This is a genomic window from Pseudomonas sp. JAI120 (assembly GCF_014207255.1).
Taxonomy (GTDB): Bacteria; Pseudomonadota; Gammaproteobacteria; order Pseudomonadales; family Pseudomonadaceae; genus Aquipseudomonas.
Map to the genome: position 1 here is coordinate 473950 of NZ_JACHCZ010000004.1, position 25446 is coordinate 499395.

Here is a 25446-nt window from a genome sequence, read left to right on the forward strand (position 1 = left end):
TTTATCCCGCCTTCCCGTTGAAGCATTGCGCTACAATCAAACCTTGCTACCCAGGAGTGCGCTGCGATGAGCGAACTGACGTTTGAGCAAAAACAGGATCATTACCACAAGATCCGCCGTTCCAATTACCTGGCCAGCCTGCGCCTGGAAGGGTTCGACACCCAGCCGGCCGACGTCGACAAACCCCTGCCGACCCGCGAATCCGTGCTTGCCAAGTACCGCAATACCCCACGCTGATGCTCGACAAATACGGGGTGGGCCAGGATCCGTACTGCTATCCCGATAGCAGCGTCCTGCGCAACCGCCTCGATTTGCTCGACGAAGCCCGCCTGCACCAGGCCGAGCGGGAATTATCCGAAATCGCCGTAGGCAGCCTCCCGCTCTTCCCCCCGCCCTACGACCTCGACCGCCTGCAACACATCCACCGCACGCTGTTCGGTGACATCTACGACTGGGCCGGTGAGTTGCGCAGCGTGAACATCCAGAAAGGCGACACCCTGTTCTGCACCCCGGAGCGCATCCCTCCGGAAGCCGCGAAGATTATCCGGCAGATGGAAGAGGCAAACTGGTTTGTTGGTGCCAGCCAAACCGAGTTGATAAGCAAGATTGCCGAAGCCTATGGCGACCTCAACGTCATCCACCCCTTCCGCGAGGGCAACGGCCGGGCGCAGCGGATTTTGTTTGAACAGATCATCGTGAACGCGGGGTTTTCAGTGAACTGGTGGCTGGTGAAACACGCGGCATGGATACCGGCGAATATTGACGCGGTGGCGTGTGATTATCGGGGGTTGGAGGCGATTTTTGAGCGGTGTATCAGCAGGCCTGCAGGGCAGTGATCATTCCTCACGCCCTGCGTGGGAATGCTCTGAAATCTAAGCAACACCCTTTGTAGGAGCGAGCTTGCTCGCGAAAATCATCAACGACGACGCGGTAAACCAGAAGAAACGCGGCGTCCTTGAGTTTTTCGCGAACAAGTTCGCTCCTACAATTGACCAGCTTTGCTTGTTAAGTCACTGCCAAGCCACAAATGCCGGAAACGGCCGTAGGAAACCTCCAAATACCGCGACATCCCCTTCCCAAACTGCTCCAAACACCCGCTTGACCCTCTACAGAAGTTACCCGTAGCTGAATGAAAATAGCGCGGTCTCAACTTTCTCGGCAGAAACCTGTGAACATCGAAAGGGCTCAACACATCGGCCACTATGGCGTCATCTTCACAGTGAATCGCTTCACTGTTGTGCCTGACAATCGGCATGCTTTGGCCAATCTATGCCTGCTTGAAACAAAAACGGCAGCGCGACAAGTGCGCGATCAGATACGTAGGCTGTACGAAAAAATGCTGGCCAGAGACTTGCCATGCGAAATGGCGGTCGCGATTTCCCATCCTTTGAGACGGAATCAGGCCGATCGGTTAAACGATCAAAACGTGCTCATCAAACACATAATCTCCGGAGCGGTTAAAGCACCGGGGATTGCCATTTCAACCGTAACCGCGGGCTTCGTTGGAGATACGATTTCCGGCAAGCTTCGTAGATATCACGCTGGAGACATCATCATCGGTCTGGATGCCAGTGTGAGAGGAGGCATAGGGCCTCAGCGGTCAACACTCTCAATGCATGTCTACCCGGACGAGTCTTAGTGACATGGCCCCTTACCTTCAATCCGCTTCCTTTCTCATTATCTATTTGGTGCTGCACTACCAAATCACAGACCCAATGCTCAGAAAGCACTTCGCAGTCACATTTCTTACAACAGGCCTTATTTTGACGTTCCTACTACCCTATGTAGCGGTGATCCTCAGAATGCCCCTCCTACCTGTCTTTGTATTCTTGATAGGCTTGGCGCTCTTCATCACTCGAAACAAATACCGCTTCCAACGCAACCAGCCCCTTCATCCACTCCTGCGTGCCCCCACCATGAACCTCGCCCCCAACTTCCCCGAAGACCCCGTGATGCAGCAACTCCTGCAACTGCTGCACGAAGAAATCGGCCTGCCGAAACACAAGACCATCCGCCTGCAAACCTCACTCAATTTCGACCTGGGTTGTGACGGCAGTGAAGCCAAGCAACTGATGGAAGCGCTGGAGCAGGAATTCGCCCTCGACCTGGGCGACTACGACACTTATCGTTACTTCAACCCACCGGTCTTTGACGTGTTCCTTAAACGTCGGGCCAAGGGGCATGCCGACAAGGTCCCGCTGACCATCGGCATGCTCTACCTGGCCATCAAGACTCACAGCTGGGACACACAAACGCTGGAGAACCTCAGCTGAGCGAACACCGGCCCGAGGCACACCGCAGATCCCATGTGGGAGGGGGCTTGCTCCCGATAGCGGTGTATCAGCCAGCCGATCGATGACTGACACCCGGCTATAGCGAGCAAGCCCCTCCCACATTGGATCTGCGCTAACCTGGCAAGCCGCGCTCAAAACAACAAGGACCTTACATGGACGTAACAATGGGCCTGCTGGCCGCCCTGCTCTGGGGTGGTACGGATTTCCTCGTGGGTCTCAACGCCCGGGCCGTGGGCGTCAAGCGCGCGGTGTACTTCGGCCAGGCCCTCGGCTTCGTGATCATGACCCTGCTGCTGGCCATCTTCCCGGCCCTGCTGTTCAAGTCCCTTAACGCCTCGCTGAGCGTCTGGCTGCTGGGCATTGCCGCCGCACTGTTCACCGTCTCCGGCGCCCTTGCCCTGTCCAAGGCCTTCGCCCTGGGCAAAGCCGCCATCGTGGCGCCACTGGTGACGTCCTACGGCGTCGTCACCACCCTGCTGTCCTGGGCCAGCGGCGAACACATGAGCCTGATCCAACTCGGCTGCATCGCCCTGTGCGTCATCGGCGTGATCCTTTCCAGCCTCCACAAGGACAATGGCATCCCACACAACAGCTCAAACCGCTCGATCGCCTACGCGATGCTTGCCGCCTTGCTATACGGCACCAGTTTCTGGCTGCAAGGTCGCTACACGCTACCTGCGCTGGGGCCGATCACCATGCTCTGGCTCGGCTATCTGGTAGGGCTGTGCGTGCTGGTGTTGATGGTGCTGAGGATCAAGGACGGCCTGAAGATTCCGCCGCTGAAAAACTGCGCCACGCTGACAGGGGCAAGCCTGATGAACCTGGGTGGATTTTCGGCGTTTTCGTGGGGAGCGATGGCGGGGTCGGTGTCGGTGGTGACGGTGATCAGTACGTTATCAGGGGGGATTGCGGCGATTCTGGGGTTTGTGTTTTTCAAGGAACGGTTGTCGGCGGTGCAAGTGCTGGGAGTTGTGCTGGTGCTGGTCGGGGCGGTGCTCTTGCATATCGTCGACTAACCTTTCACGCACAAAAAAGCCGCCCACAAGGGGCGGCTTTTTAACAGCGACCGAATCTTACAACTTCGGACCCGCAGCCTTGATCGCATCACTCACTTCAAACTTCTTGAAGTTCTCGATGAACAGGCCAGCCAGCGCCTTCGCCGCTTCATCGTAAGCCGCCTTGTCAGCCCAGGTGTTACGTGGGTTCAACAGGCCGGTCTCAACGCCCGGTACGGCCAATGGCACGTCGAGGTTGATGGTGTCGAGGTGTTCGGTTTCAGCACCGATCAACGCGCCGCTCTGGATCGCTGCGATCACGCCGCGAGTGGTCGGGATGTTGAAGCGCTTGCCAACGCCGTAGCCGCCGCCGGTCCAGCCGGTGTTGACCAGGTAGACCTTGGAACCGAAGCCGCGGATGCGCTTGATCAGCAGCTCTGCGTATTCACCAGCCGGGCGTGGGAAGAACGGCGCGCCGAAGCAGGTGGAGAAGGTCGACTTGATGCCGCTGCCCGAACCCATTTCGGTCGAACCCACCAGTGCGGTGTAGCCGGACAGGAAGTGGTAGGCCGCTTGTTCTTCGCTGAGGATGGACACGGGCGGCAGTACGCCGGTCAAGTCGCAGGTCAGGAAGATCACCGCGTTTGGCTCGCCGCCCAGGTTCTTCTCGGAACGCTTGGCAACGTGCTCCAGCGGGTAGGCGGCGCGGCTGTTCTGGGTCAGGCTGACGTCGGCATAGTCGGCGTGCTTGGCGTCGTCGATCACGACGTTTTCCAGCACGGCGCCGTGCTTGATGGCTTTCCAGATAACCGGTTCGTTCTTCTCGGACAGGTCGATGCACTTGGCATAGCAACCGCCTTCGATGTTGAACACCACGCCTTCGCCCCAGCCGTGTTCGTCGTCACCGATCAGGTAACGGCTTTCGTCGGCGGACAGGGTGGTCTTGCCGGTGCCCGACAGACCGAAGAACAGGGTCACGTCGCCTGCTTCGCCAATGTTGGCGGCGCAGTGCATCGGCAGTACGTCGGAAGCCGGCAGCAGGTAGTTCTGCACCGAGAACATGGCTTTCTTCATTTCACCGGCGTAGCGCATGCCGGCGATCAGCACTTTTTTCTGCGCGAAGTTGAGGATCACGCAACCGTCGGAGTTGGTGCCGTCACGCTCCGGCACGCACTCGAAGTTGGCTACGTTGAGCACTTGCCACTCGTCACGACCGGCCGGGTTGTACTGGGCAGGGTTGATGAACAGGCAACGACCGAACAGGTTCTGCCAGGCAGTCTGGGTGGTCATTTTCACGGCCAGGTAGTGGTCTTCGGAAGCCCCTACGTGAACGTGGGAAACGAAATGCTCTTGCGCGTTATTGAACGCCTCGACGCGTGCCCACAGGGCATCGAACTTGTCGGCCGGGAACTTGCGGTTGATCGGGCCCCAGGCGATGGAATCCTGGGTGGAAGGCTCTTCAACGATGAAACGGTCGACTGGCGAACGGCCGGTACGGTGACCGGTTTCGACGACCAGCGCGCCGGTATCGGCAAGCACGCCTTCACCGCGCTGCAGGGCTTCTTTGACCAGATCGTCAACACTCAGATCGGTGTATACGGCGTTATTGGCTTGCGTCATGAGGTTCCCCGTCGGCCTGTGGCCGAGTGCTCCAAACGTTTTGTAGTAGAAAGTTGCGCACTACTACCGCGAAAAAAGTGGGCCGGATTATGCCAGAAAAGCCCAAAAAGAGTAGGGCCCTCCCGTCAGAACGCCTCTAATCCGGCATTTGACAGGTGATTTACCTGTGCTTAAACGTTTTAGTGGCGGGTGTCGGAAGGCGTGTCGATACCTGCGCCAGCGAATAATTGCGCTACATCGGCAGCGTCGAACAGGTAGCGCTCGTTGCAGAACTGGCAGTCGATCTCGATATTTCCACCGTGTTCCACCACCAGGTTCTGCGCATCTTCCAGGCCCAGGCTGACCAGGGCGTTCCCTGAACGCTCACGGGAGCAGCTGCAGTGGAAGTGCAGAGTCTGCGCGTCAAACAGGCGCACGGGGTCTTCGTGGTAAAGGCGGTGCAGGATGGTTTCGTTGTCCAGGCCCAGCAGTTCTTCGGCTTTCAGGGTATCGGCCAAGGCAATGCAGTGCCGCCAGCTTTCAGCGCGATCTTCGTCGTCCTTGATACGGTCGGCCGGCAGTTGTTGCAGCAACATGCCACGGGCGCGCTTGCCGTCGGCGTTGAGCCAGAACTTGGTACCCACTTGCTGGGACATCACGAAATAGTTGGTGAAGCATTCCGACAGCGTTTTGCCGTCGAGGTCGACGATGCCCTGGTAACGCTGGCCTACGGTCGGGTCGACGGTCAGCGCCAGGACGCCGTTAGGCATCAGCTCGGCCAGGGTGGCGTCCGGGGCAATCTGGTCGTCTTCATAACGGGCCAGGCCGCGGATTTCGCGCTCGCTTGAGCACTCGATCATCAACAGCGGAATCGGCCCTTCGGATCGGGCCTGCAGGATCAGCAAACCGTCGAACTTCATGGTGCCTACCAGCAACGCAGCAGCTGCCATCAGCTCACCGAGCAGTTGTGCGACCGGCTCCGGATAGGGGTGCTTGGCGAGGACTTCGGCGTAGCTGCGCTCCAACGAAACCATTTCGCCGCGGGCGTCGCTCTCGTCGAAGATGAAGCGTTGGGTGAAGTCGGTATCCGGTAGATCAGTCATAGGTCTGGGTATCTGAATTGATGACAAATTGGTTACAAGGTTTATAAAATTAAACGCTTTAGCACCATCTTGGTGCGGCTTTCTCCTGGAAACAGAGAGCTTATATAGAGCGAAGAGGGACAGTTTATGAACAATCCGGGTTTGTTCCAAGCCAAGTGGAACCTCCGGCGATGGGCTCTGTGCAATCTACTCGCTATCGGGCTGCTGTGTTTTTGGCTGTGGCCCACGGGACAGATGCTGTGTGTGATTTTCGACGAGTGGCTGTTTCACCTTCTCAACGACCCGCTGGCGAGCAACGCAACATGGCTGCACGTATGGGCCGTGGCCAGTTTGCGGCCGTTTGATGCAGTGGTCGGGGTGATCCTGCTGATGCTGCTGATTCGTGGCGACTGGGTGTTCGAGGCCGTGCAGGTCCGCCAGGCACTGTTAGGTTTTGTCGGCATTTTGTTGCTCCTGCTGTTTATCCGCATGCTGTTTTCCAAACTCGCGGCGCAGATGGGTTGGCAACACAGTAGCCCGTCGATGGTCATCGCCGGGGCTATCCAGATGAGTGACTATTTCCCGGGGTTGGAGAGGACCTGGGAACTGAAGGACCGCTCAAGCCAAAGCTTTCCGGGGGATCACGCCTCGGTGTTGCTGATCTGGGCAATGTTCATGACCGTGTTCGCCAAGCGCGTCGGCCAGGTGCTGGTGATCTGGGGCCTGGCGCTGTTGTTCATGATGCCGCGGCTGGTGGCGGGCGCACATTGGGGGCAGGACGATTACATCGGCGGTGTGTTGCTGGCGCTGTTGGCGTTGGGCTGGGGGTATTACACGCCGTTTGCGGCGAAGGTGTCGGGCGCTTTGTTACAAGTGACGATGCCGATCTTCGGGCTACTCGGCAAGCTGCCGGTGATCGGTGGATTGAGCGTCGTGCGCACATCCCCTTAACGCTGCAGGCCAAATGTTGGAGGGGGCTTGCCCCCTCCAACACTTGAATGGGCCGCTGCGCAATCAGTCATCATTGCCACTACCGCGAAACTTGAACAGGTCGCGGCGCTGTTTCTTGCTCGGCTTGCCATCGGTGGTCATCCCCGTGGCGCCCGCCTTGCGCATGGCTGCCGCATTTTCGCGCCTGGCAATGCTCGCTTCGGTTTCGGTGTACAGCGCCTGTGCTTCGGGGGCGCCACGGCGCACGATGGAAAGTGCCTGCACCACGACAGTCTTTTCGTCAAAACCTATCCGAATCTGCAACTCATCACCGACACGTGGCTCTTTGCCCGGTTTACAGCGCTCGCCTCGATGATGCACTTTGCCACTCTCAATCGCGGCCTTGGCCAAGGCACGGGTTTTAAAGAAACGCGCCGCCCACAGCCACTTGTCCAGACGGACCTTTTCTTCCTCTTCCTGCTTTTGAGCCACTTGAATTCCTCGCTCTGACAAATGTCGCAACTGTAACGTTGAAACCCTTCGACGCATAAACCTCAAGGCTCACCTAAGATACGCCAGGTAGCACCCTGTTTTCGCGAGGATACGCCGTGACCGACTTTCCCACTTCACTCACCTCGCCTGACCAGCGTTGCGCAGGCTGCCAGCAAAGCGAACCCCTGGGTTTCGATTTTGCTTTCGCCTACCAGCCTATCGTAGACCTTCGGGACCATTCGATTTATGCCCACGAAGCCTTGGTGCGCGGTACACAGGGCGAAGGGGCGATATCGGTGCTGGAGAAGGTCAATAACAGCAACCGCTACCGCTTCGACCAGCGCTGCCGCACCCAGGCGATCGCCGGTGCTGCAGCCTTGGGGATGCAAACCCGCCTATCCATCAACTTCATGCCCAATGCCGTGTACCGTCCGGAGTTGTGCATCCGAAGCACCCTTGAGGCGGCTCGCGCGCACAATTTTCCGCTGGACCAACTGATTTTCGAGACGCTGGAAAGCGAGCATGTAGATAACTATCGCCATTTGACGAATATTCTGCGTGAATACCGCGAGTTCGGCTTCAAGACCGCCATCGACGACTTCGGCGCGGGCTATTCGGGGCTGAATCTGCTGGCCGATTTCCAACCTGACCTGATCAAACTCGACATGGCACTGATCCGCGATGTCGACCAGGATCGTGTCCGTCAGGTGATCGTCCAGGGAATTGTCACAATCTGTGAGCAGTTGAACGTTACTGTCATCGCCGAAGGCATCGAAAGTGCCGGCGAGCGCGACTTTCTGTCTGACTGTGGAATATTTCTGATGCAAGGCTACTGGTTCGCCAAGCCTGCATTCAAAGCCCTGGCCGAGGTTTCACCGAAAGCCTGGGCGAATTGATCGGTTACCCATAATTGAAGACATTTGACCATTTGACCGTTGTAGGTCTGCGTGAGTGGGTGGCACTTCCCGACTTGGGAGTGGCGGGCCTGCGCGCCAAGATCGACACCGGTGCCAGCACCTCCAGCCTGCATGCCACCGATATCGAGCCTTTTGAGCGCAACGGTGAGAAATGGGTGCGCTTTACCGCGCACCTGGGCAGCGTTGTGCAACTGCGTCACCGCCGCTGCGAGGCGCCCCTGGTGACCATGAAAACCATCAAGAGCTCCAATGGCCATGCGCAGGTGCGCTACGTGATCAGCACCACCCTGGCGCTGGGTGATCGGGTATGGCGGGTGGAGTTCACCCTGGCCTGTCGCAAAGCCATGCGTTACCGCCTGTTACTGGGTTCCAAGGCGCTGATTGACGGCCATCTGGTGGTCAATCCCGGCGTCAAGTACGTTCAAGACAAGCCGGTGTTCCCGGTCTCTACTATTTCTGCCCCAGGTGCTGCATGAAGATTGCTGTGCTGTCGCGAAACCCGCGTCTGTATTCCACCCGCCGCCTGGTCGAGGCCGGCACCGAACGTGGCCATGAAATGGTAGTGATCGACACGTTGCGTGCCTATATGAACATTGCCAGCCACAAGCCGCAGATCCACTATCGCGGCAAGCCCCTCGAAGGGTTTGATGCGGTGATCCCGCGTATTGGCGCCTCGGTGACGTTCTATGGCTGCGCCGTGTTGCGCCAGTTCGAAATGATGGGGGTTTTCCCCCTCAATGAATCCGTGGCCATTGCACGTTCGCGGGATAAATTACGCTCGTTGCAACTGCTCTCGCGGCGGGGCATCGGGCTGCCGGTCACTGGCTTTGCACACTCCCCCGACGACATTCCCGACCTGATCGAAATGGTCAACGGCGCGCCGCTGGTGATCAAGGTGCTGGAAGGCACCCAGGGCATCGGTGTAGTACTGTGTGAAACCGCGACCGCAGCGGAATCCGTGATCGAGGCGTTCATGGGCCTCAAGCAGAACATCATGGTCCAGGAGTACATCAAGGAAGCCGGCGGTGCGGATATTCGCTGCTTCGTGGTGGGCGACAAGGTGATCGCAGCCATGAAGCGCCAGGCCAAGCCCGGAGAGTTCCGCTCCAACCTGCACCGCGGCGGCAGCGCCAGCCTGATCAAGATCACACCTGAAGAACGCATGACCGCGTTGCGAGCGGCCAAGGTCATGGGGTTGGCCGTGGCGGGTGTGGATATCCTGCGCTCCAATCACGGCCCGCTGGTGATGGAGGTCAACTCGTCGCCGGGGCTGGAAGGGATCGAGACCACCACAGGGAAGGATGTGGCGGGGATCATCATTCAGCATCTGGAGAAGAATGGTGGACCGAATATGACCAGGACCAAAGGCAAGGGTTAGAGACGCGGCGTTAGCTTCAAGCTATAAGCTGCAAGAAAGGGCAAAAGCTGTCTGCCTTTCTCTTGCGGCTTTAAGCTTGAAACTTGCAGCTGTTTCTATACCGCATCTCTTGGCAGCATCAGCCCAAGCGGCAAGCGCACCCGCGCTTCCAGGCCACCGTCTTCGCGGTTACGCAACTCGACATTTCCGCCGTGCATCGAAGCAATCCGCCGCACGATCGCCAGCCCCAGACCGGTCCCCTTGCCACCCCGGGCACGGTCGCCACGGGTGAAGGGGTTGAAGATACCCTCCAGCTCGTCCGGATCGATGCCCGCCCCCCGGTCCATTACACTCAGCACCACGTACGGCGCGGCACTGTCGCCGGACACATACGCAGCCACTTCCACATCCGAACCGGCATGGTGCAAAGCGTTGCCGATCAGATTGTTGAGAAGGCGCTTCATCGACACCCGACGCAACGCAAACGGCTGGATCGGTTCAAGGCGCATGCGCACTTGCTCGCCATTCTGGTTGTAGGGCGCGACAACCTCACGCACCAGGTCCGTGAGATCGACTTCCTCCACCACCTCGTCACGTCCATCGCGGATAAACGCCAGGAACTGGTCGAGAATCGCGTCCATGTCTTCGATGTCGCGAACCATGTCGTCGGTGAGGTCGCTATGGTTGCCCATCAGCTCCAGGGACAGGCGCAATCGCGTCAATGGCGTGCGCAAGTCATGGGACACCCCCGCCAGCATCAGCTCGCGTTCGCGCCCGGCCTGTTCGACATCCTCCGCCATCTGGTTGAAGGCGCCATACACCTCGGTCATTTCACTGGGCGTATCGCTGACCGGCAGGCGCACGCTGCGCCCCTGGCCCAGTTGGCGGGCGGCAAATACCAGGCGTTTAAGCGGTTGGTTAAGCTGACGAACGAAAATCCACGCGGACGCGGTGGAAAGCAAGCCGATAGCCAGGAACCAGCCCAACACGTTCCAGATCTTCTGCCCCCGCAAAGGATGCGGATACAGCGGAACCTTGATCCAAGCATCGCCAAGGCTCGGCGCCCTCACCCACAGCGCAGGTGAAACATGCATGCGCAAGCGCACCTCGGTGTCCTCGCCCAGCTCGGCCTGCATCTGGCGTTGGTAGATCTCGCTGTAGGGCCAATGCTGCTCACCCTCGGGCACACCCGCCCCGTCAACGCGGGTCAACGTCGACGCCTTGGCTACTTTTTCCCGGTTCTCAGGGTCTACAGCCCAGTAACCACGCAGCGTCAGGGCGACACCATGGCTGTACTGCCGGTCCACCAGCACGTCTTCGTTCATCAGCAGATAAACCAGTGTCAACGCCTTGGAAAACAGCACGACGATCAGCACCAGCCAAAGGGTGCGGGAGAAGAAACTTTGCGGGAACCACAGAGGGGTTTTCATAGAAGACAGCTGGACACCTTGCAGGAACGAGCGGCGCTCGCAGAATTGCAGACGCCGGGCATCCCGTCGACCCTCATGGAGTCAAACGCCAGGATGCCCGCCCTGCAAATCATCGGTCACTTCGTGGCGGTGCCATCCGGCACAAACACATAACCCACACCCCATACCGTCTGGATATACCGAGGCTTCGACGGGTCCGGCTCGATCATCCGGCGCAGACGGGAAATCTGCACGTCGATGGAGCGCTCCAGGGCGTCCCATTCGCGACCGCGGGCCAGGTTCATCAGTTTGTCGCGGGTCAGCGGCTGACGCGCGTTCATCACCAGGGCCTTGAGCACGGCGAATTCACCGGTGGTGAGCATGTGCACTTCGTCGCCACGCTTGAGTTCGCGGGTCGCCAGCGACAGTTCGTAGTCGCCAAAGGTAACGCTTTCGTCTTCGCTGCCTGGCGCGCCCGGTACCGGCGGTGCCTGACGACGCAACACGGCTTTGACCCGCGCCATCAACTCGTCAGGGTTGAAGGGCTTGGCCAGGTAGTCATCAGCGCCCAGCTCGAGGCCCTTGATGCGGCTCAGCTCATCGCCCTTGGCGGTAAGCATGATGATTGGAATCTGGTTGTTCGCGCCGCGCAGGCGCTTGCAGGCGGTTAGGCCGTCTTCGCCGGGCAGCATCAGGTCGAGTACGACCAGGTTGAATACTTCGCGCCCCAGGAGACGGTCCATCTGCTCGGTGTTCGGCACCGCGCGGGCACGATAGCCCTTGGAGTTGAAGAAACGCTCCAGCAGGCTGCTCAGCCCCGGATCGTCATCAACGATGAGAATTTTTTCGCCTTCAGCAGTTTGTGCAGTGCTGCTCATTGGATGCTCCTCTTATCTCGGCGCGCATTATGGCGTAGCTGCCGTTATACGCACCGTGTGCATTGTTAGCAGATTTTTCCTCTGCTGCCAGCGAACCCGCCCCTTCCAACCATTGGCGCAGTACCCCCCAAGGGCAGAACGCTGGTTATAATGCGGCGCCTTCGTGCAGGGCAACGTCAGATCGTTGCCGTTTAATACCGGGCTTTTTTCACCCGTTTGTCGTGATTTTTTCGATTTCGAGGGTCAATAGGCTGCCTCTTGACCCAGGTAGCGGCGCCAGTCGGGCCGCTCAACCAGCCGCGCAAGGCCTTGTTTTTTGGGCCAGCGGGCTGCTTTTCAGAATTTCAGGTGGTTTTATGGACAGCATCAACAGCCGCATCGCCGAAGAGCTCGGTGTACGCCCACAACAGGTCGAAGCGGCCGTCGCTCTACTGGATGAAGGCTCCACGGTGCCCTTCATCGCCCGTTACCGGAAAGAAGTGACCGGCAGCCTCGACGACATCCAACTGCGGCACCTGGAAGAACGCCTGCGCTACCTGCGAGAACTCGACGAACGGCGTATCAGCATCCTCGCCAGCATCGAGGAACAGGGCAAGTTGACCCCGCAGCTGGAACGCGACATCAAGCTCGCCGACACCAAGACCCGCCTCGAAGACCTTTACCTGCCGTACAAACAGAAGCGCCGCACCAAGGGCCAGATCGCCCTGGAAGCCGGCCTGGGCGAACTGGCCGACGGCCTGTTCAACGACCCGTCGCTGACCCCGGACACCGAAGCCGCACGCTTCGTCAACGCTGAAAAAGGCGTTGCCGACGTCAAGGCCGCCCTCGAAGGCGCCAAGTACATCCTGATGGAGCGCTTCGCCGAAGACGCCAACCTGCTGGAAAAACTGCGCAACTATCTGAAACAGGAAGCCACCCTCAGCGCCCGCGTCATCGTCGGCAAAGAGGAAGAAGGCGCCAAGTTCCGCGACTACTTCGAACACGACGAACCGCTGAAAAGCATGCCGTCCCACCGTGCGCTGGCGATTTTCCGCGGTCGCAACGAAGGCATCCTCAGCTCCGCACTCAAAGTCGGCGACGAACTGCCGGGCACCATGCACCCGTGCGAAGGCATGATCGGGCAACAATTCGGTATCCAGAATCAGAATCGTCCTGCGGACAAGTGGCTCGGTGAAGTCGTGCGCTGGACCTGGAAGGTCAAGCTCTACACCCACCTGGAAACCGACCTGCTCGGCGAGTTGCGCGACGGCGCCGAAACCGAAGCGATCAACGTATTTGCCCACAACCTGCACGACCTGCTTCTGGCCGCCCCGGCCGGCCCGCGCGCCACCCTGGGCCTCGACCCCGGCCTGCGCACCGGCTGCAAGGTCGCCGTGGTGGATGCCACCGGCAAGCTGCTGGACCACGCCACCGTGTACCCACACGTGCCGCACAACAAGTGGGACCAGACCCTCGCCATCCTGGCCGCCCTGTGCGCCAAGCATGCGGTGGACCTGATCGCCATCGGCAACGGCACCGCCAGCCGTGAAACCGACAAGTTGGCCGCCGAACTGATCAAAAAATACCCAGCCATGAAGATGACCAAGGTGATGGTCTCCGAAGCCGGTGCTTCGGTGTACTCGGCATCGGAACTGGCGTCCAAGGAATTCCCGGACCTCGACGTGTCGATCCGTGGCGCGGTGTCCATTGCCCGTCGCCTGCAGGACCCGCTGGCCGAACTGGTTAAAATCGATCCTAAATCCATTGGCGTCGGCCAGTACCAGCACGACGTGTCGCAGCTGAAACTGGCGCGCGGCCTGGATGCGGTGGTGGAAGACTGCGTAAACGCCGTGGGCGTGGACGTGAACACTGCCTCCGTGGCGTTGCTGGCGCGCATCTCCGGCCTCAATGCCACCCTGGCGCAGAATATCGTCACTCATCGCGACGAAAACGGTGCTTTCAAAACCCGTGCCGCGCTGAAAAAAGTCGCACGCCTGGGTGAAAAAACCTTCGAGCAAGCCGCCGGCTTCCTACGCGTGATGAACGGCGACAACCCGCTGGATTCGTCAGCCGTTCACCCGGAAGCCTATCCGTTGGTGCAACGCATCGCCGCCGAAACCGGTCGCGACATTCGTTCGCTGATCGGCGACGCCGCGTTCCTCAAGCGCCTGGATCCGAAGAAGTACACTGACGAAACCTTCGGCGTACCGACCATCACCGACATCCTGCAAGAGCTGGAAAAACCTGGCCGCGATCCGCGTCCCGAGTTCAAGACCGCCGAGTTCCAGGACGGCGTGGAAGACCTCAAGGACCTGCAACTGGGCATGATCCTCGAAGGTGTGGTCACCAACGTGACCAACTTCGGCGCGTTTGTGGACATCGGCGTGCATCAGGACGGTTTGGTGCACATTTCTGCGCTTTCGGAGAAGTTCATCAAAGATCCGCGCGAAGCGGTGAAAGCCGGTGATGTGGTCAAGGTCAAGGTCATGGAAGTCGACATCCCGCGCAAACGCGTTGGCCTATCGATGCGCATGGGCGACACCCCAGGCGAAAAAATCGACGGCGCCCGTGGTGCACGTCCTGGCTCGGCACCGCGCCAGTCGCAGAACCGCTCTGAAAACAGTCAACCGCGCAAGGAAACCGCTACCGCAGCGCCAAGCAACAACGCCATGGCCTCGCTGTTCGCCAACGCCAAGCAGTTGAAGAAACGCTGATGGAAATACCCGCCGGCTTGACCCAGAGCGCGTTCAGCGAACTGATCGGCTGCCGCCTGCAACGCCTCGAAGAAGGCGTTGCCGAAGTGGCCCTGACCCTGGAGCCGCACCTGCGCAACCGCGCGGGCAAGCTTCATGGCGGGGCGATATTCAGCCTGGTGGACATCACCATGGGGCTGGCCTGTTCCAGCGCCCATGGGTTTGACCAGCAGAGCGCTACTATCGAATGCAAGATCAACTACATCCGCGCCGTGGAAGACGGTGACGTGCTGTGCACCAGCCGCGTGATTCACGCCGGTCGGCGCACGCTGGTGGTCGAAGCCGATGTGTATCAGGACGAAAGACTTGTCGCAAAAGCACAGGGCACGTTCGCTGTCCTATAGCTCCAAGCCCCCGATTTGAGTTAATTTCGGCGCTGCGATAACAGCGTCGGAATTTTCTTGCTGCGCTATAGCCCAATTCATGGAGTGAAGTAGGCTTTTTTAACGCGGGTCAAATCGACTCAAAACCAGGCGATCACGCCAGTTTCAACTTCACCCTTGTAGACCGTCCTGCCCACCCCCATATTGGGGCGACTGACGCGTGAAGGAATCCAACTTGAGCGAACTTCTCAACCGCCGCCTGGCCCTGCTCGGCAAGCGCGAACACCTCTCCCTGCTAGAACAGTGCTTGCACGGCATCGAGCGTGAATGCCTACGTGTCACCGGTGACGGTCGCCTGGCGCAAACGCCGCACCCCGAAGCCCTGGGCGCCGCGTTGACCCATGAACAGATCACCACCGACTACTCGGAATCGCTGCTGGAGTTCATTACTCCGGCCCTGCCCAACCCGGCCGATACCCTGAGCAGCCTGAACAAGATCCATCGCTTTGCCTACACCAAGCTCGGCAGTGAGTACCTGTGGAGCCCCTCGATGCCGTGCCCGTTGCCGGCCGAGGAAGACATTCCGATTGCCTACTACGGCACCTCCAATATCGGACAGCTCAAGTACGTGTACCGCAAGGGCCTGGCCCTGCGTTACGGCAAGACCATGCAGTGCATCGCCGGCATCCACTACAACTTTTCCCTGCCGGAACCGTTGTGGCCGCTGCTCAAGGAGACTGAAGGCTTCGTCGGCACCGACCGCGACTATCAGTCCACCGCCTATATCGCGCTGATCCGCAACTTCCGCCGCTACAGCTGGCTGCTGATGTACCTGTTCGGTGCCTCGCCGGCCCTGGACGCGGGTTTCCTGCGTGGTCGCTCGCACCAACTGGAAGTACTCGACGCCGACACCCTGTACCTTCCGTACGCCACCAGCCTGCGCATGAGCGACCTGGGTTACCAGAGCAACGCCCAGGCCGGCCTGACGCCGTGCTACAACGACCTGGCCAGCTACACCGACAGCCTGCGCGAAGCAGTGGCAACGCCCTACGCGCCCTATGTCGAAATCGGTACCCACAAGGACGGTGAGTGGGTACAGCTCAACACCAACATCCTGCAGATCGAAAACGAGTACTACTCCAACATCCGCCCCAAGCGCGTGACCTATACCGGCGAGCGGCCGATCCAGGCGCTGATGGCCCGTGGCATCCAGTACATCGAAGTGCGCTGCCTGGACATCAACCCGTTCCTGCCGATGGGCATCGACCTGCCAGAGTCGCGTTTCCTCGACGCATTCCTGCTGTACTGCGCGCTGAACGACAGCCCGCTGTTCGCCGACAACGAGTGCGGCAACGCCACGTCCAACTTCCTCAGCGTGGTCAAGGAAGGCCGGCGCCCGGGCCTGCAATTGCAGCGCAAGGGCCAGGCCGTGGACATGAAGGAATGGGCTACGGAGCTGCTGGAGAAGATTGCCCCGCTGGCTGCGCTGCTGGATGAAAGCCACGGCATCACCGAACACAGCCAGGCACTGGACGCCCAGTTGGCCAAGGTCAAGGACCCGTCCCTGACCCCTTCGGCGCAGGTATTGGCGGCGATGGCCGAGCGCAAAGAAAGTTTTGCGCAGTTCTCCCTGCACCAGAGCGAGGTGCATGCCGAGTATTTCCGCCGCGAGCCGTTGCCGGCTGAGGAACAAGCACGCTTTGAAGAGCTGGCGCGCACATCGCTGGCACAGCAGGCGGAGCTGGAGCAGAACGAAGTGGGCGACTTTGATGTGTTTGTCGGGTCGTACCAGGCGAGCATTCTGGCGATCAGTAACTAAGACCGAACTCGGTCCATTGTGGGAGGGGGCTTGCCCCCGATTGCACTGGGTCAGTCAACCCATCACTGACTGATCTACCGCCATCGGGGGCAAGCCCCCTCCCACATTTGCCCGCAATCAAGCTCAAGATTCGCTTCAACCTTCCGCCCATAAGCTAATTCGAAAATGTTATTTATTTTCGAATTCTTAGATCATTTAGTCTCCTCACACGCCGACCCTCGGCCGCCTGATTGAGGAGCTTCCCCTTGAAACTGTTAAACCCTCTGCGCCTCATGGCCGCGTTGTCCCTGGCCGGTGCCAGCCTGTTTGCCCAGGCGGCGGATGTGACCATCGCTTACCAGACCACCGTAGACCCGGCAAAAGTTGCCCAGGCCGACGGTGCGTACGAAAAAGCCACTAACGCCAAGATCGACTGGCGCAAATTCGACAATGGCGCCGACATCATCGCCGCCATTGCCTCCGGCGACGTGCAGATCGGCTACCTCGGTTCCAGCCCGCTGACCGCTGCGATCACCCGTAAAGTGCCGGTGGAAACCTTCCTGGTTGCCACTCAGATCGGCGGTGCCGAAGCCCTGGTGGCGCGCAACGGTTCCGGGATCAACGGCCCTCAGGACCTGATCGGCAAGAAGGTCGCCGTGCCCTTCGTTTCCACCGGCCACTACAGCCTGTTGGCCGCGCTGAAGCACTGGAACATTGACCCGTCGAAAGTGACCATCCTCAACCTCGCCCCGCCGGCGATCATCGCGGCCTGGAAGCGCGGTGACATCGACGCCACTTACGTATGGGACCCAGCACTGGGCGTGGCCAAGGAAAACGGCAAGGTGCTGATCACCTCCGGCGAGCTGGCCAAGTTCGGCGCGCCGACCTTCGATGCCTGGATCGTGCGCAAGGAATTCGCCGAGAAACACCCGGAAATCGTCACAGCCTTCGCCAAAGTCACTCTGGATGCCTACGCCGCGTACCGCAAAGACCCACAAGCCTGGCTCGCCGAAAAAGGCAACGTCGACAAACTGGTGAAGCTCTCCGGCGCCAAAGCCAGTGACATCCCGCTGCTGCTGCAAGGCAACGTCTACCCGCTGGCCGCTGACCAGGTGACCCTGCTGGGCGCACCGACCACCAAGGCCGTGACCGATACCGCTGCGTTCCTCAAGGAACAAGGCAAGGTCGACGCCGTGCTGCCGGACTACGCCCCTTACGTCAGCGCCAAGTTCATCACCAACTGATCCAGGAGTTCATCGCGATGGCCTTGCTACAACTGGAGCGCATCAGCGCACAGTACCCAGGCGCCACAGAACCGGTACTGTCCGACATTTCACTCGACCTGGGGCCCCAGCAATTGCTGGTAGCCCTCGGCCCGTCCGGCAGTGGCAAGACTTCGCTGTTGAACCTGATTGCCGGCTTTGTCGAACCTTCTGCCGGGCGCATCACCCTCGATGGCGTACCGGTCAAAGGTCCCAGCGCCGAACGCGGCGTGGTGTTCCAGGACGACGCGCTGCTGCCCTGGCAGGACGTGTTGGCCAATGTCGGCTTCGGCCTGGAACTGGCCGGCGTGCCCAAGGCGCAGCGTGAAGTGCGTGCCCGGGAAATGCTCGCGCTGGTGGACCTCGCCGGCTTCGACAATCGCCGCATCTGGCAACTCTCCGGCGGCCAGAAGCAACGCGTCGGCCTGGCTCGCGCCTTGGCCGCCGACCCGCGCGTGCTGCTGATGGACGAACCCTTCGGCGCCCTCGATGCCTTCACCCGCGAACAGATGCAGGAACTGTTGCTGCAAGTCTGGCGACGCACGGCCAAGCCGGTGTTCCTGATTACCCATGACATCGAAGAAGCGGTGTTCCTCGCCACCGACCTGATCCTGTTGGCGCCCAACCCGGGGCAGATCGTCGAGCGTCTGCACCTGGACTTCGGCCAGCGCTACGCGGCCGGCGAGTCGGCGCGGGCGATCAAGTCCGACCCGCGCTTTATCGAAACCCGTGAGCACGTGCTGGGCAAAGTGTTCTCGCAACGGCAGGTGTCCGCATGAGCAGCTACGAACTCCCCGCCACCGCTGCCAAGCCGGTGGCCCACGCGGTTATTCCTGTCCGTCGCAGCCTGAGCACGCGCTGGATCAGCCTGTTGACCCTGGTCACCTTGCTGGCCCTCTGGTGGGCCGTCACCACCACGGGCCTGATCGAACCGTTGTTCCTGCCACCGCCCTCCGCCGTGCTGCAAAAAGGCTGGCTGCTGGCGACTGCGGGCTATATGGATTCCACCTTGTGGCAGCACCTGGGCGCGAGCCTCAGCCGGATCGGCCTGGGCCTGGGCTTCGCGGTGCTGACCGCCGTGCCGGTGGGGATTGCCATCGGTTCCAACCGCATCGCCCGCGGCATTCTCGACCCGCTGATCGAGTTTTACCGGCCAATTCCGCCCCTGGCTTATCTGCCATTGATCGTGATCTGGTGCGGTATCGGCGAGCTGTCCAAGGTGCTGCTGATTTACCTCGCGATCTTTGCGCCCATCGCCATCGCGACCGCGACCGGCGTGCGCACCGTCGACCCGGCCAAGCTGCGTGCGGCGCAGTCGCTGGGCGCCACCCGTGCCCAACTGATTCGCCATGTGATCCTGCCGAGCGCCCTGCCCGACATCCTAACCGGTGTGCGCATCGGCCTGGGTGTAGGTTGGTCGACCCTGGTCGCCGCCGAACTGATCGCGGCCACCAGCGGCCTGGGTTTCATGGTGCAGTCGGCGGCGCAGTTCCTGGTCACCGATGTGGTGGTGCTGGGGATCCTGGTGATCGCCCTGATCGCCTTCGCCATGGAAATGGGCCTGCGCGCCCTGCAGCGTAAGTTAGTGCCTTGGCATGGCCAGGCACATTGAGTGAGAACCCCATGAGCAGCCTGACCGTTACCCCCTTGAGTACCGCCCTGGGCGCCCAGATCAGTGGCGTCGATATCACCCAGCCGCTGAGCGCCGAACACCGCGATGCCATCGAGCAGGCATTACTCACCCACTCGGTGCTGTTCTTCCGTGGCCAGCCGATCACACCGCAGCAGCAGGCGCGGTTCGCGGCGAACTTCGGCGACCTGCACATCCACCCGATCTACCCCAACGTGCCGGAACAGCCCGAAGTGCTGATCCTCGACACCGCCGTCACCGACGTACGCGACAACGCCGTATGGCACACCGACGTGACCTTCCTGCCCACCCCGGCCCTCGGCGCGGTACTCAGCGCCAAGCTGTTGCCGGCGTTTGGTGGCGATACGCTGTGGGCCAGTGGCATCGCGGCGTATGAGGCGTTGTCCGCGCCGTTGAAGCGGTTGCTCGATGGGCTGACGGCTACCCACGACTTCACCAAATCCTTTCCGCTGGAACGCTTTGGCAACACCGCCGAAGACCTGGCGCGCTGGGAAGAAACCCGCAGGAAAAACCCACCGCTGTCGCACCCGGTAGTGCGCACGCATCCGGTCAGCGGGCGTAAGTCGCTGTTTGTCAGTGATGGGTTCACCACCAGGATCAATGAGCTGGAGCCAGCGGAGAGCGAAGCGATCCTGAAGCTGCTGTTCGCCCACGCGACACGGCCGGAATTCACCCTCCGCTGGCGCTGGCAGGAGAACGACGTGGCCTTCTGGGATAACCGCGTGACCCAACATTACGCGGTGGATGACTACCGGCCGCAACGGCGCGTGATGCATCGGGCGACAATTCTTGGGGATGTGCCGTTCTAAACCACACTGCAAATCAAATGTGAGAGGGGGCTTGCCCCCTCTCACATTGACCCAGTGGTGTCAGGTTATTCAGCGCTGGATGGCTTTTCCCACAAGTTGATTCCACCTTCCTGCGCAAACCGATCGATCTCCGCCAGTTCTTCCGCATTGAAGCTCAAGTTCTTCAACGCGCCGACGTTCTCGATGATCTGCTCCGGCCGGCTGGCGCCGATCAGCGCGCTGGTCACCCGTGGGTCGCGCAAGGTCCAGGCGAGCGCCAATTGCGCCAGGCTCTGACCACGGCGCTGGGCGATTTCGTTCAGCGCACGTACGTGGGCGATGTTGGCTTCCGACAGGTGCTTGGCCTGCAACGAACCACCCCCCGGACGGTTAACCCGTGCGTCGGCCGGCACGCCGTTGAGGTACTTGTCGGTGAGCAAGCCCTGGGCCAGCGGCGTGAAGGCAATCACGCCGGCGCCGAGTTCTTCGGTGGTGTCCAGCAGGTCTTTTTCTACCCAGCGGTTAAGCAGGTTGTAGGCCGGTTGGTGGATCAGCAGCGGCACTTTCCACTCTTTGAGCAGCGCGGCGATTTCGCGGGTTTTCACCCCGGAATAAGACGAGATACCGATGTACAACGCCTTGCCTTGTTGCACGGCGGTGGCGAGGGCGCTGGCGGTTTCTTCCAGGGGCGTGTCGGCATCAAAACGGTGGGAGTAGAAAATATCCACGTAGTCGACGCCCAGGCGTTGCAGGCTCTGGTCCAGGCTTGCCAGCACATATTTGCGCGAGCCGCCGCCCTGGCCGTAAGGGCCCGGCCACATGTCCCAGCCGGCCTTGCTGGAGATGATCAGTTCGTCGCGGTAGTGCTTGAAGTCTTCGCGCAGCAGGCGACCGAAGTTGATCTCGGCGCTGCCGTAGGGTGGGCCGTAGTTGTTGGCCAGGTCGAAGTGGTTGATCCCCAGGTCGAACGCGGTACGCAGCAGGGCGCGCTGGGTGTCGATCGGGGTGCTGTCGCCAAAGTTGTGCCACAGCCCCAGGGACAGTGCCGGCAGCACCAATCCACTGCGGCCTACGCGGCGATACGGGATAGATTCATAGCGGTTTTCGGCAGCAATGTAAGTCATCGAATCCTCTCTTGGACGTAGGCAAATAAGGCCTGGGAATAACGATATTCCAAGGCCTTTTAACCAGCTGAATCGCTTAAGTCTGCCCTTCCGTTTTACAGCAATTTCCTACCAGAGTGGAACGACATAGCTGACATAGAAGCGGTTTTCATCCTGCACGGTGGCCCCGGTAATGTCCGGGCTGGCGTGGGCATTTTTCCAGGTCACGCCAAGGCCCTTGAGGGTACCAGTGGGCACTTGATACGCCACGGCCACGTTTCGCTCCCATTCGCTGGTGGTGCCCTGGGCGGTGCGGATGTCATCGCCGTGGGCGTAGGCAGCGGAGAACGTCAGGCCGTTGAGGCCGAGTTTGCCCAAATCATATTTGTACTGCGCCAGCCAGGTACGTTCGCCGGCATGCTGGAATTTGTTCAGCTGCATGTTGGTCAGTGCCGGGGTGTCGGCACCCGAGCCTGGGCCTTGTCGAGCGTCACCGCTGTTGAGGCCGGAATCCAGGTACGGGAAGTCGCTGTCGCCGCTGTTTTTCTGGAGGCCCAGGCCGACGGTATGGCCATCCAGGCTGTAGCTTTCCAGCAGGCTGACGGTGGACTGGTTGATGCGGCCCTTGTTTACGCCGTCGCCGTACAGGCCCGCGGCGGCAAAGTCCTTGTCGCCGTCGGCGTTGCCGCCCACACCCAGGCTGCGGAACACGCGTACGTCGGTATCGATCGCACCTACCGACAAGGCGTCATGGCGCTTGGCGCCGAGGAAGAACTGCTGGTAGTAATCCTCAAGGTTGGAGTACCACAGGCTGACAGTGGTGTTCTGTATGCCGGTGTAGTCCGCACCGCCAAACAGGAAGCGGTCACTTTCTTTGGTTCCACCGGCGGTGATCATGCCCTGGTCGCCGGTTTCGTTGCGGATCTTGGTCTTGAAAATATCACCGCCGGTGAAGGTGAAGTCGCTGAGGTCCTTGGACACCAGTTGCACACCGGTGTTGGTCTGCTGGTACAGGCGCCCGTCGGTGTTGGCCAGCACCGGGTTGTTGCCGTACAGCGTGCCGACGCGCAGCTCATCCTTGGCAAAGCGCATCTTGAAGGTCGGGCTGAGCACGCCGAACTGGTCGGCGGATTTGCCGTTATCAAGCGGGAACATGCTGCCGGGATAGCGGCCCTGGTGATCCTTGTCGTTGAGGTCGCCACCGGAATCCAGTTTCAAGCCGTAGAACGCCTGCAGGTCCAGACCGAAGCCCACCGGCCCCTCGGTGTAGCCGGACTTGAAGTTGAACTCGAAACCCTGGCCCCAATCCCGAACGCTATGGGCCTTGGCATTGCTGCCGACCACGTCACGTCCCTGCTGGTTGAGATAGCGGTTGAGCAGGGTCACGTCGGCGTGGCTGTCATCGATAAAATCCGCATGGGCGGACAGCATAAAGCTCGCCATGGCGGCTCCCACCACAGGGCTCAAAAACGTCTTCATGGGTACCGGTCTCCGTCACTGTTCTGAAATGAAAGCGTCAAACGCTTCACACAATTACGCAGTGACCAGATGACAGTTACGCGTCAAAACAGCGCCTTGACGGATGAAATTAAGTTTAAGAAAGCCCCGTAGAACGGGGCTTTTCGGGGAGTTGAGCGTCAGCGCACCAAGTGCAGGAACTGCAGGTGGCGCTCGTACTGGTCGAGGATGTCGTTGATGATCTGCTCCTTGGTGTAGCCCACCAGGTCGTAGTCCTGACTGCCCTCGCTCAAGTGCACTTCCGCGCGGTAGTAGCGACGATTGTTGAGCTGTTTGGAACCCATGCCGCCGCGTGCAAATGAGGGCGTGAAATAGCCGCGCATCTGCACCTGGTACACGAACGGATGCTCTTCGCCGTGACCGATTTCCAGGCTGACGCTGTCGTTGGACGGGTCGGGCTGGGTGACGACGTTGAGGCCTTTTTCAACAAACACCGCCGTCACTTCTTCAATCGCCGGACGCACCGTGGTCTCAAGGAACCGGTACACCTCATCCCGCGACGGGAAATGCACGGCCTGGCTCAAACGCTGGCGCCAACCGCCGGTGCCTTTGCGTGAGCCCGACACCGGCGCCAGCGAATGCAACTGGGCGATCTGCTTTTGCGACTCGAGGTAGAAGGCCTTGTGCAGCCCCCACATCATCAGCAACAGGATCAGCGAGAACGGCAGCGAGGTCAGCACCACCGCCGATTTCAGCGAATCGATGCTGCCGGCAAACAGCAGCGCACTGGTGACCAGTGCCGTCATCGCGCCCCAGAACACCCGCAGCCATTTCGGTCCGTCTTCGTCGGCGTTGCCGCCCTTGGACGACAGGGTAGAGAGCACCACGGTGCCGGAGTCGGCCGACGTGACGAAGAACACGAAGCTGATAAACACCGTGACCGCGATCACGGTTTTGCTCCACGGGTAGGTTTCCAGCAGCAGGTAAAGGCTCATCGATGGGTCATCGATGGCCGACTGACCGAGTGCGGTCATGCCGTGGTTGAGCACCTGGTCGATGGCGCTGTTGCCGAAAATCGACATCCACGCCAGGGTGAAGCCCAGCGGGATCAGCAGCACGCCGAACACGAATTCGCGGATGGTCCGGCCACGGGAAATGCGTGCGATAAACAGGCCCACGAACGGCGACCATGCGATCCACCAGGCCCAGTAGAACACCGTCCAGCCGCCCAGCCAGTCGCTCGGTTTGTCGTAGGCGTACACATCGAAACTCTTGGTCGGCAATGCGCCCAGGTAGTCACCGATGTTCTGGATCAGGGTGTTGAGCAAGTGCTGGGTGGGCCCGGCGAACAACACGAACAGCAGCAGCGCGCAGGCCAGCAGCATGTTGATGTCGGACATCACCCGCACGCCCTTGTCGACGCCGGCGACGGCGACCAGGATCGCCGCGCCCATCATCAAGGTGATCAAGCCGACCTGGATCCACTGGGTGTGGGCAATGCCGAACAGGTAGTCGAGGCCGGAATTGAGGTGCAGCACGCCGAAGCCCATGTCGGCACCGAGGCCGAACACCGTGGCAATGATGCCGAAGCCATCCACCGCATAGCCGATAGGGCCGTTGATGCGCTTGCCGATCAGCGGGTACAGCGCCGAGCGCAACGCCAGCGGCAGGTTATGCCGGTAGGCGAAATACGCCAGCGCCATGCCGACAAAGGCAAACACGCCCCAGCCGTGCAGGCCCCAGTGCAGGAACAGCACCTGCATGGCCTGGCGTGCAGCGTCGGCATTCATGGCCTCGCCCTGGGGCGGTTGCACCAGGTGCGTCAGCGGCTCGGACACGCAGAAGAAGAACAGCGTGATGCTGATCCCGGCGGCGAACAGCATGCCGGCCCAGGACAGGTAACTGAATTCGGGCTCGTCGTGGTCGGCACCGAGTTTTATCTTGCCGTAGCCCGATAGCGCGGTGACCACCACGAAGACCAGATACAGGGTCATCGCCAGCATGTAGTACCAGCCGACCGTGTTGGCCGCCCAGTTTTGCGCCGCCAGCAGCCAGGCACCGGCCTGTTGCGGGATGACGATGACAGTGATGCCGAACAGCAAAATGAAGGTAGCGGCAAAGTAGAAAACCGGCGCGTTCATGCGCACCAGGCCGCTGGATGGGGTGGACGATGCACTCATGAAAGGTGCACCCCGAGGGTGAGGGATGTGGCTGTATAAAACGGACTCAGCAAAGGTAAGCCTCCTGTTGTGAGCGGGCAGCGAACCACCGGGTTTAACTTGAACAAGCGTTCAAGTTAAACATAAATAGGCGGTTTGGGACTAATCGCAGGGCTGAGTGGTATGACGGGTGAGCAAAGGAAATCGTTCAGCGACTGC

Annotated in this window: 24 protein-coding genes; 16 read left to right on the forward strand and 8 right to left on the reverse strand. The window is 60.3% G+C overall.

Going from position 1 to position 25446, the window contains the following annotated elements:
- Positions 1-66: 66 nt before the first annotated feature.
- The 5 genes from HDC32_RS23100 to HDC32_RS23120 all read left to right on the forward strand — a co-directional run bounded on the left by HDC32_RS23100 (position 67) and on the right by HDC32_RS23120 (position 3310).
- Positions 67-237 (forward strand): YhfG family protein, encoded by a 171-nt coding sequence (locus HDC32_RS23100; RefSeq protein ID WP_131696967.1) that lies wholly within the window; start codon positions 67-69, stop codon positions 235-237.
- Complete coding sequence (locus HDC32_RS23105) at positions 237-836, forward strand: putative adenosine monophosphate-protein transferase Fic (protein ID WP_131696968.1); 600 nt, start codon at positions 237-239, stop codon at positions 834-836. The genes HDC32_RS23100 and HDC32_RS23105 overlap by 1 nt, the downstream gene beginning before the upstream one ends.
- 332 nt (positions 837-1168) lie before the next feature.
- Positions 1169-1639, forward strand: coding sequence for a hypothetical protein (locus HDC32_RS23110; RefSeq protein WP_167655976.1), 471 nt, complete (start codon positions 1169-1171; stop codon positions 1637-1639).
- Between the two features lie 277 nt (positions 1640-1916).
- Positions 1917-2273, forward strand: a complete 357-nt coding sequence (locus tag HDC32_RS23115) for a DUF1493 family protein (RefSeq protein ID WP_131696971.1) — start codon at positions 1917-1919, stop codon at positions 2271-2273.
- A gap of 185 nt (positions 2274-2458) precedes the next feature.
- On the forward strand, positions 2459-3310 hold the full coding sequence (locus HDC32_RS23120) for a DMT family transporter (RefSeq protein ID WP_184745724.1): 852 nt from the start codon (positions 2459-2461) through the stop codon (positions 3308-3310).
- A 57-nt stretch (positions 3311-3367) separates the two neighbouring features.
- Here the strand turns inward: HDC32_RS23120 and HDC32_RS23125 are convergent, their stop codons facing one another.
- On the reverse strand, positions 3368-4909 hold the full coding sequence (locus HDC32_RS23125) for a phosphoenolpyruvate carboxykinase (protein ID WP_131696972.1): 1542 nt from the start codon (positions 4907-4909) through the stop codon (positions 3368-3370).
- 179 nt (positions 4910-5088) lie between these two features.
- A complete protein-coding gene (hslO, locus tag HDC32_RS23130; protein WP_145335811.1) occupies positions 5089-5991 on the reverse strand; it encodes an Hsp33 family molecular chaperone HslO in 903 nt (300 codons plus the stop codon).
- A gap of 126 nt (positions 5992-6117) precedes the next feature.
- On the opposite strand from hslO, the gene HDC32_RS23135 reads away from it, so the two are divergent.
- Positions 6118-6921 carry a phosphatase PAP2 family protein gene (locus tag HDC32_RS23135; RefSeq protein WP_145335809.1) on the forward strand — a complete coding sequence of 268 codons (804 nt, stop codon included), beginning with the start codon at positions 6118-6120 and terminating at the stop codon, positions 6919-6921.
- A 63-nt stretch (positions 6922-6984) separates the two neighbouring features.
- On the opposite strand, the gene HDC32_RS23140 is transcribed toward HDC32_RS23135, so the two are convergent.
- Positions 6985-7392 (reverse strand): RNA-binding S4 domain-containing protein, encoded by a 408-nt coding sequence (locus HDC32_RS23140; protein WP_131696975.1) that lies wholly within the window; start codon positions 7390-7392, stop codon positions 6985-6987.
- Between the two features lie 116 nt (positions 7393-7508).
- Here HDC32_RS23140 and HDC32_RS23145 point away from each other — a divergent pair, with 116 nt between their 5' ends.
- Genes HDC32_RS23145 through rimK form a run of 3 tightly spaced genes read left to right on the forward strand, consistent with a single transcriptional unit; the run spans position 7509 to position 9687 of the window.
- Positions 7509-8288 (forward strand): EAL domain-containing protein, encoded by a 780-nt coding sequence (locus HDC32_RS23145; protein ID WP_145335807.1) that lies wholly within the window; start codon positions 7509-7511, stop codon positions 8286-8288.
- Positions 8289-8320: 32 nt separating this feature from the next.
- Entirely contained in the window at positions 8321-8785 is a 465-nt protein-coding gene (locus HDC32_RS23150; protein ID WP_409438491.1) for an ATP-dependent zinc protease, read from the forward strand.
- Positions 8782-9687: a 30S ribosomal protein S6--L-glutamate ligase gene (rimK, locus tag HDC32_RS23155; protein ID WP_003171022.1), complete on the forward strand. Its 906-nt coding sequence runs from the start codon at positions 8782-8784 to the stop codon at positions 9685-9687. Before HDC32_RS23150 ends, rimK begins: the two co-directional genes overlap by 4 nt.
- Before the next feature lie 95 nt (positions 9688-9782).
- On the opposite strand, the gene HDC32_RS23160 is transcribed toward rimK, so the two are convergent.
- Positions 9783-11096, reverse strand: a complete 1314-nt coding sequence (locus tag HDC32_RS23160) for an ATP-binding protein (RefSeq protein WP_115487864.1) — start codon at positions 11094-11096, stop codon at positions 9783-9785.
- Positions 11097-11212: 116 nt separating this feature from the next.
- Positions 11213-11953 carry a two-component system response regulator OmpR gene (gene ompR / locus HDC32_RS23165; protein WP_015373500.1) on the reverse strand — a complete coding sequence of 247 codons (741 nt, stop codon included), beginning with the start codon at positions 11951-11953 and terminating at the stop codon, positions 11213-11215.
- A gap of 356 nt (positions 11954-12309) precedes the next feature.
- On the opposite strand from ompR, the gene HDC32_RS23170 reads away from it, so the two are divergent.
- The 7 genes from HDC32_RS23170 (at position 12310) to tauD (ending at position 20528) form a co-directional block, all read left to right on the forward strand.
- On the forward strand, positions 12310-14646 hold the full coding sequence (locus HDC32_RS23170) for a Tex family protein (RefSeq protein WP_145335804.1): 2337 nt from the start codon (positions 12310-12312) through the stop codon (positions 14644-14646).
- A complete protein-coding gene (locus tag HDC32_RS23175; RefSeq protein WP_065925818.1) occupies positions 14646-15029 on the forward strand; it encodes a PaaI family thioesterase in 384 nt (127 codons plus the stop codon). The genes HDC32_RS23170 and HDC32_RS23175 overlap by 1 nt, the downstream gene beginning before the upstream one ends.
- A 214-nt stretch (positions 15030-15243) precedes the next feature.
- Complete coding sequence (gshA, locus tag HDC32_RS23180; protein ID WP_184745597.1) at positions 15244-16827, forward strand: glutamate--cysteine ligase; 1584 nt, start codon at positions 15244-15246, stop codon at positions 16825-16827.
- Positions 16828-17072: 245 nt separating this feature from the next.
- Positions 17073-18050, forward strand: a complete 978-nt coding sequence (gene tauA / locus HDC32_RS23185; protein ID WP_184745599.1) for a taurine ABC transporter substrate-binding protein — start codon at positions 17073-17075, stop codon at positions 18048-18050.
- A 17-nt stretch (positions 18051-18067) separates the two neighbouring features.
- Positions 18068-18847, forward strand: coding sequence for a taurine ABC transporter ATP-binding subunit (gene tauB, locus HDC32_RS23190; RefSeq protein WP_065948520.1), 780 nt, complete (start codon positions 18068-18070; stop codon positions 18845-18847).
- A complete protein-coding gene (gene tauC, locus HDC32_RS23195) occupies positions 18844-19680 on the forward strand; it encodes a taurine ABC transporter permease TauC (protein WP_184745601.1) in 837 nt (278 codons plus the stop codon). Before tauB ends, tauC begins: the two co-directional genes overlap by 4 nt.
- A gap of 11 nt (positions 19681-19691) precedes the next feature.
- Positions 19692-20528 (forward strand): taurine dioxygenase, encoded by an 837-nt coding sequence (gene tauD / locus HDC32_RS23200; protein WP_145335792.1) that lies wholly within the window; start codon positions 19692-19694, stop codon positions 20526-20528.
- Positions 20529-20593: 65 nt separating this feature from the next.
- On the opposite strand, the gene mgrA is transcribed toward tauD, so the two are convergent.
- From mgrA to betT, 3 genes are all read right to left on the reverse strand, one after another.
- Positions 20594-21631 carry an L-glyceraldehyde 3-phosphate reductase gene (gene mgrA / locus HDC32_RS23205; protein WP_184745603.1) on the reverse strand — a complete coding sequence of 346 codons (1038 nt, stop codon included), beginning with the start codon at positions 21629-21631 and terminating at the stop codon, positions 20594-20596.
- A 108-nt stretch (positions 21632-21739) separates the two neighbouring features.
- Complete coding sequence (locus HDC32_RS23210; protein ID WP_167655981.1) at positions 21740-23089, reverse strand: OprD family outer membrane porin; 1350 nt, start codon at positions 23087-23089, stop codon at positions 21740-21742.
- Positions 23090-23247: 158 nt separating this feature from the next.
- On the reverse strand, positions 23248-25209 hold the full coding sequence (betT, locus tag HDC32_RS23215; protein ID WP_184745726.1) for a choline transporter BetT: 1962 nt from the start codon (positions 25207-25209) through the stop codon (positions 23248-23250).
- Positions 25210-25446: the final 237 nt, after the last annotated feature.

Excerpts from the sequence above, each read along its gene's own strand:
- HDC32_RS23170 (WP_145335804.1), top strand. The coding sequence starts at position 12,310 with ATGGACAGCATCAACAGCCGCATCGCCGAAGAGCTCGGTGTACGCCCA.
- HDC32_RS23120 (WP_184745724.1), top strand. The coding sequence starts at position 2,459 with ATGGGCCTGCTGGCCGCCCTGCTCTGGGGTGGTACGGATTTCCTCGTG.
- mgrA (WP_184745603.1), bottom strand. The coding sequence starts at position 21,631 with ATGACTTACATTGCTGCCGAAAACCGCTATGAATCTATCCCGTATCGC.
- rimK (WP_003171022.1), top strand. The coding sequence starts at position 8,782 with ATGAAGATTGCTGTGCTGTCGCGAAACCCGCGTCTGTATTCCACCCGC.
- HDC32_RS23135 (WP_145335809.1), top strand. The coding sequence starts at position 6,118 with ATGAACAATCCGGGTTTGTTCCAAGCCAAGTGGAACCTCCGGCGATGG.
- HDC32_RS23125 (WP_131696972.1), bottom strand. The coding sequence starts at position 4,909 with ATGACGCAAGCCAATAACGCCGTATACACCGATCTGAGTGTTGACGAT.
- hslO (WP_145335811.1), bottom strand. The coding sequence starts at position 5,991 with ATGACTGATCTACCGGATACCGACTTCACCCAACGCTTCATCTTCGAC.
- HDC32_RS23105 (WP_131696968.1), top strand. The coding sequence starts at position 237 with ATGCTCGACAAATACGGGGTGGGCCAGGATCCGTACTGCTATCCCGAT.
- betT (WP_184745726.1), bottom strand. The coding sequence starts at position 25,209 with ATGAACGCGCCGGTTTTCTACTTTGCCGCTACCTTCATTTTGCTGTTC.
- HDC32_RS23100 (WP_131696967.1), top strand. The coding sequence starts at position 67 with ATGAGCGAACTGACGTTTGAGCAAAAACAGGATCATTACCACAAGATC.
- ompR (WP_015373500.1), bottom strand. The coding sequence starts at position 11,953 with ATGAGCAGCACTGCACAAACTGCTGAAGGCGAAAAAATTCTCATCGTT.
- HDC32_RS23115 (WP_131696971.1), top strand. The coding sequence starts at position 1,917 with ATGAACCTCGCCCCCAACTTCCCCGAAGACCCCGTGATGCAGCAACTC.
- tauC (WP_184745601.1), top strand. The coding sequence starts at position 18,844 with ATGAGCAGCTACGAACTCCCCGCCACCGCTGCCAAGCCGGTGGCCCAC.
- HDC32_RS23175 (WP_065925818.1), top strand. The coding sequence starts at position 14,646 with ATGGAAATACCCGCCGGCTTGACCCAGAGCGCGTTCAGCGAACTGATC.
- tauB (WP_065948520.1), top strand. The coding sequence starts at position 18,068 with ATGGCCTTGCTACAACTGGAGCGCATCAGCGCACAGTACCCAGGCGCC.
- tauD (WP_145335792.1), top strand. The coding sequence starts at position 19,692 with ATGAGCAGCCTGACCGTTACCCCCTTGAGTACCGCCCTGGGCGCCCAG.
- HDC32_RS23160 (WP_115487864.1), bottom strand. The coding sequence starts at position 11,096 with ATGAAAACCCCTCTGTGGTTCCCGCAAAGTTTCTTCTCCCGCACCCTT.
- HDC32_RS23210 (WP_167655981.1), bottom strand. The coding sequence starts at position 23,089 with ATGAAGACGTTTTTGAGCCCTGTGGTGGGAGCCGCCATGGCGAGCTTT.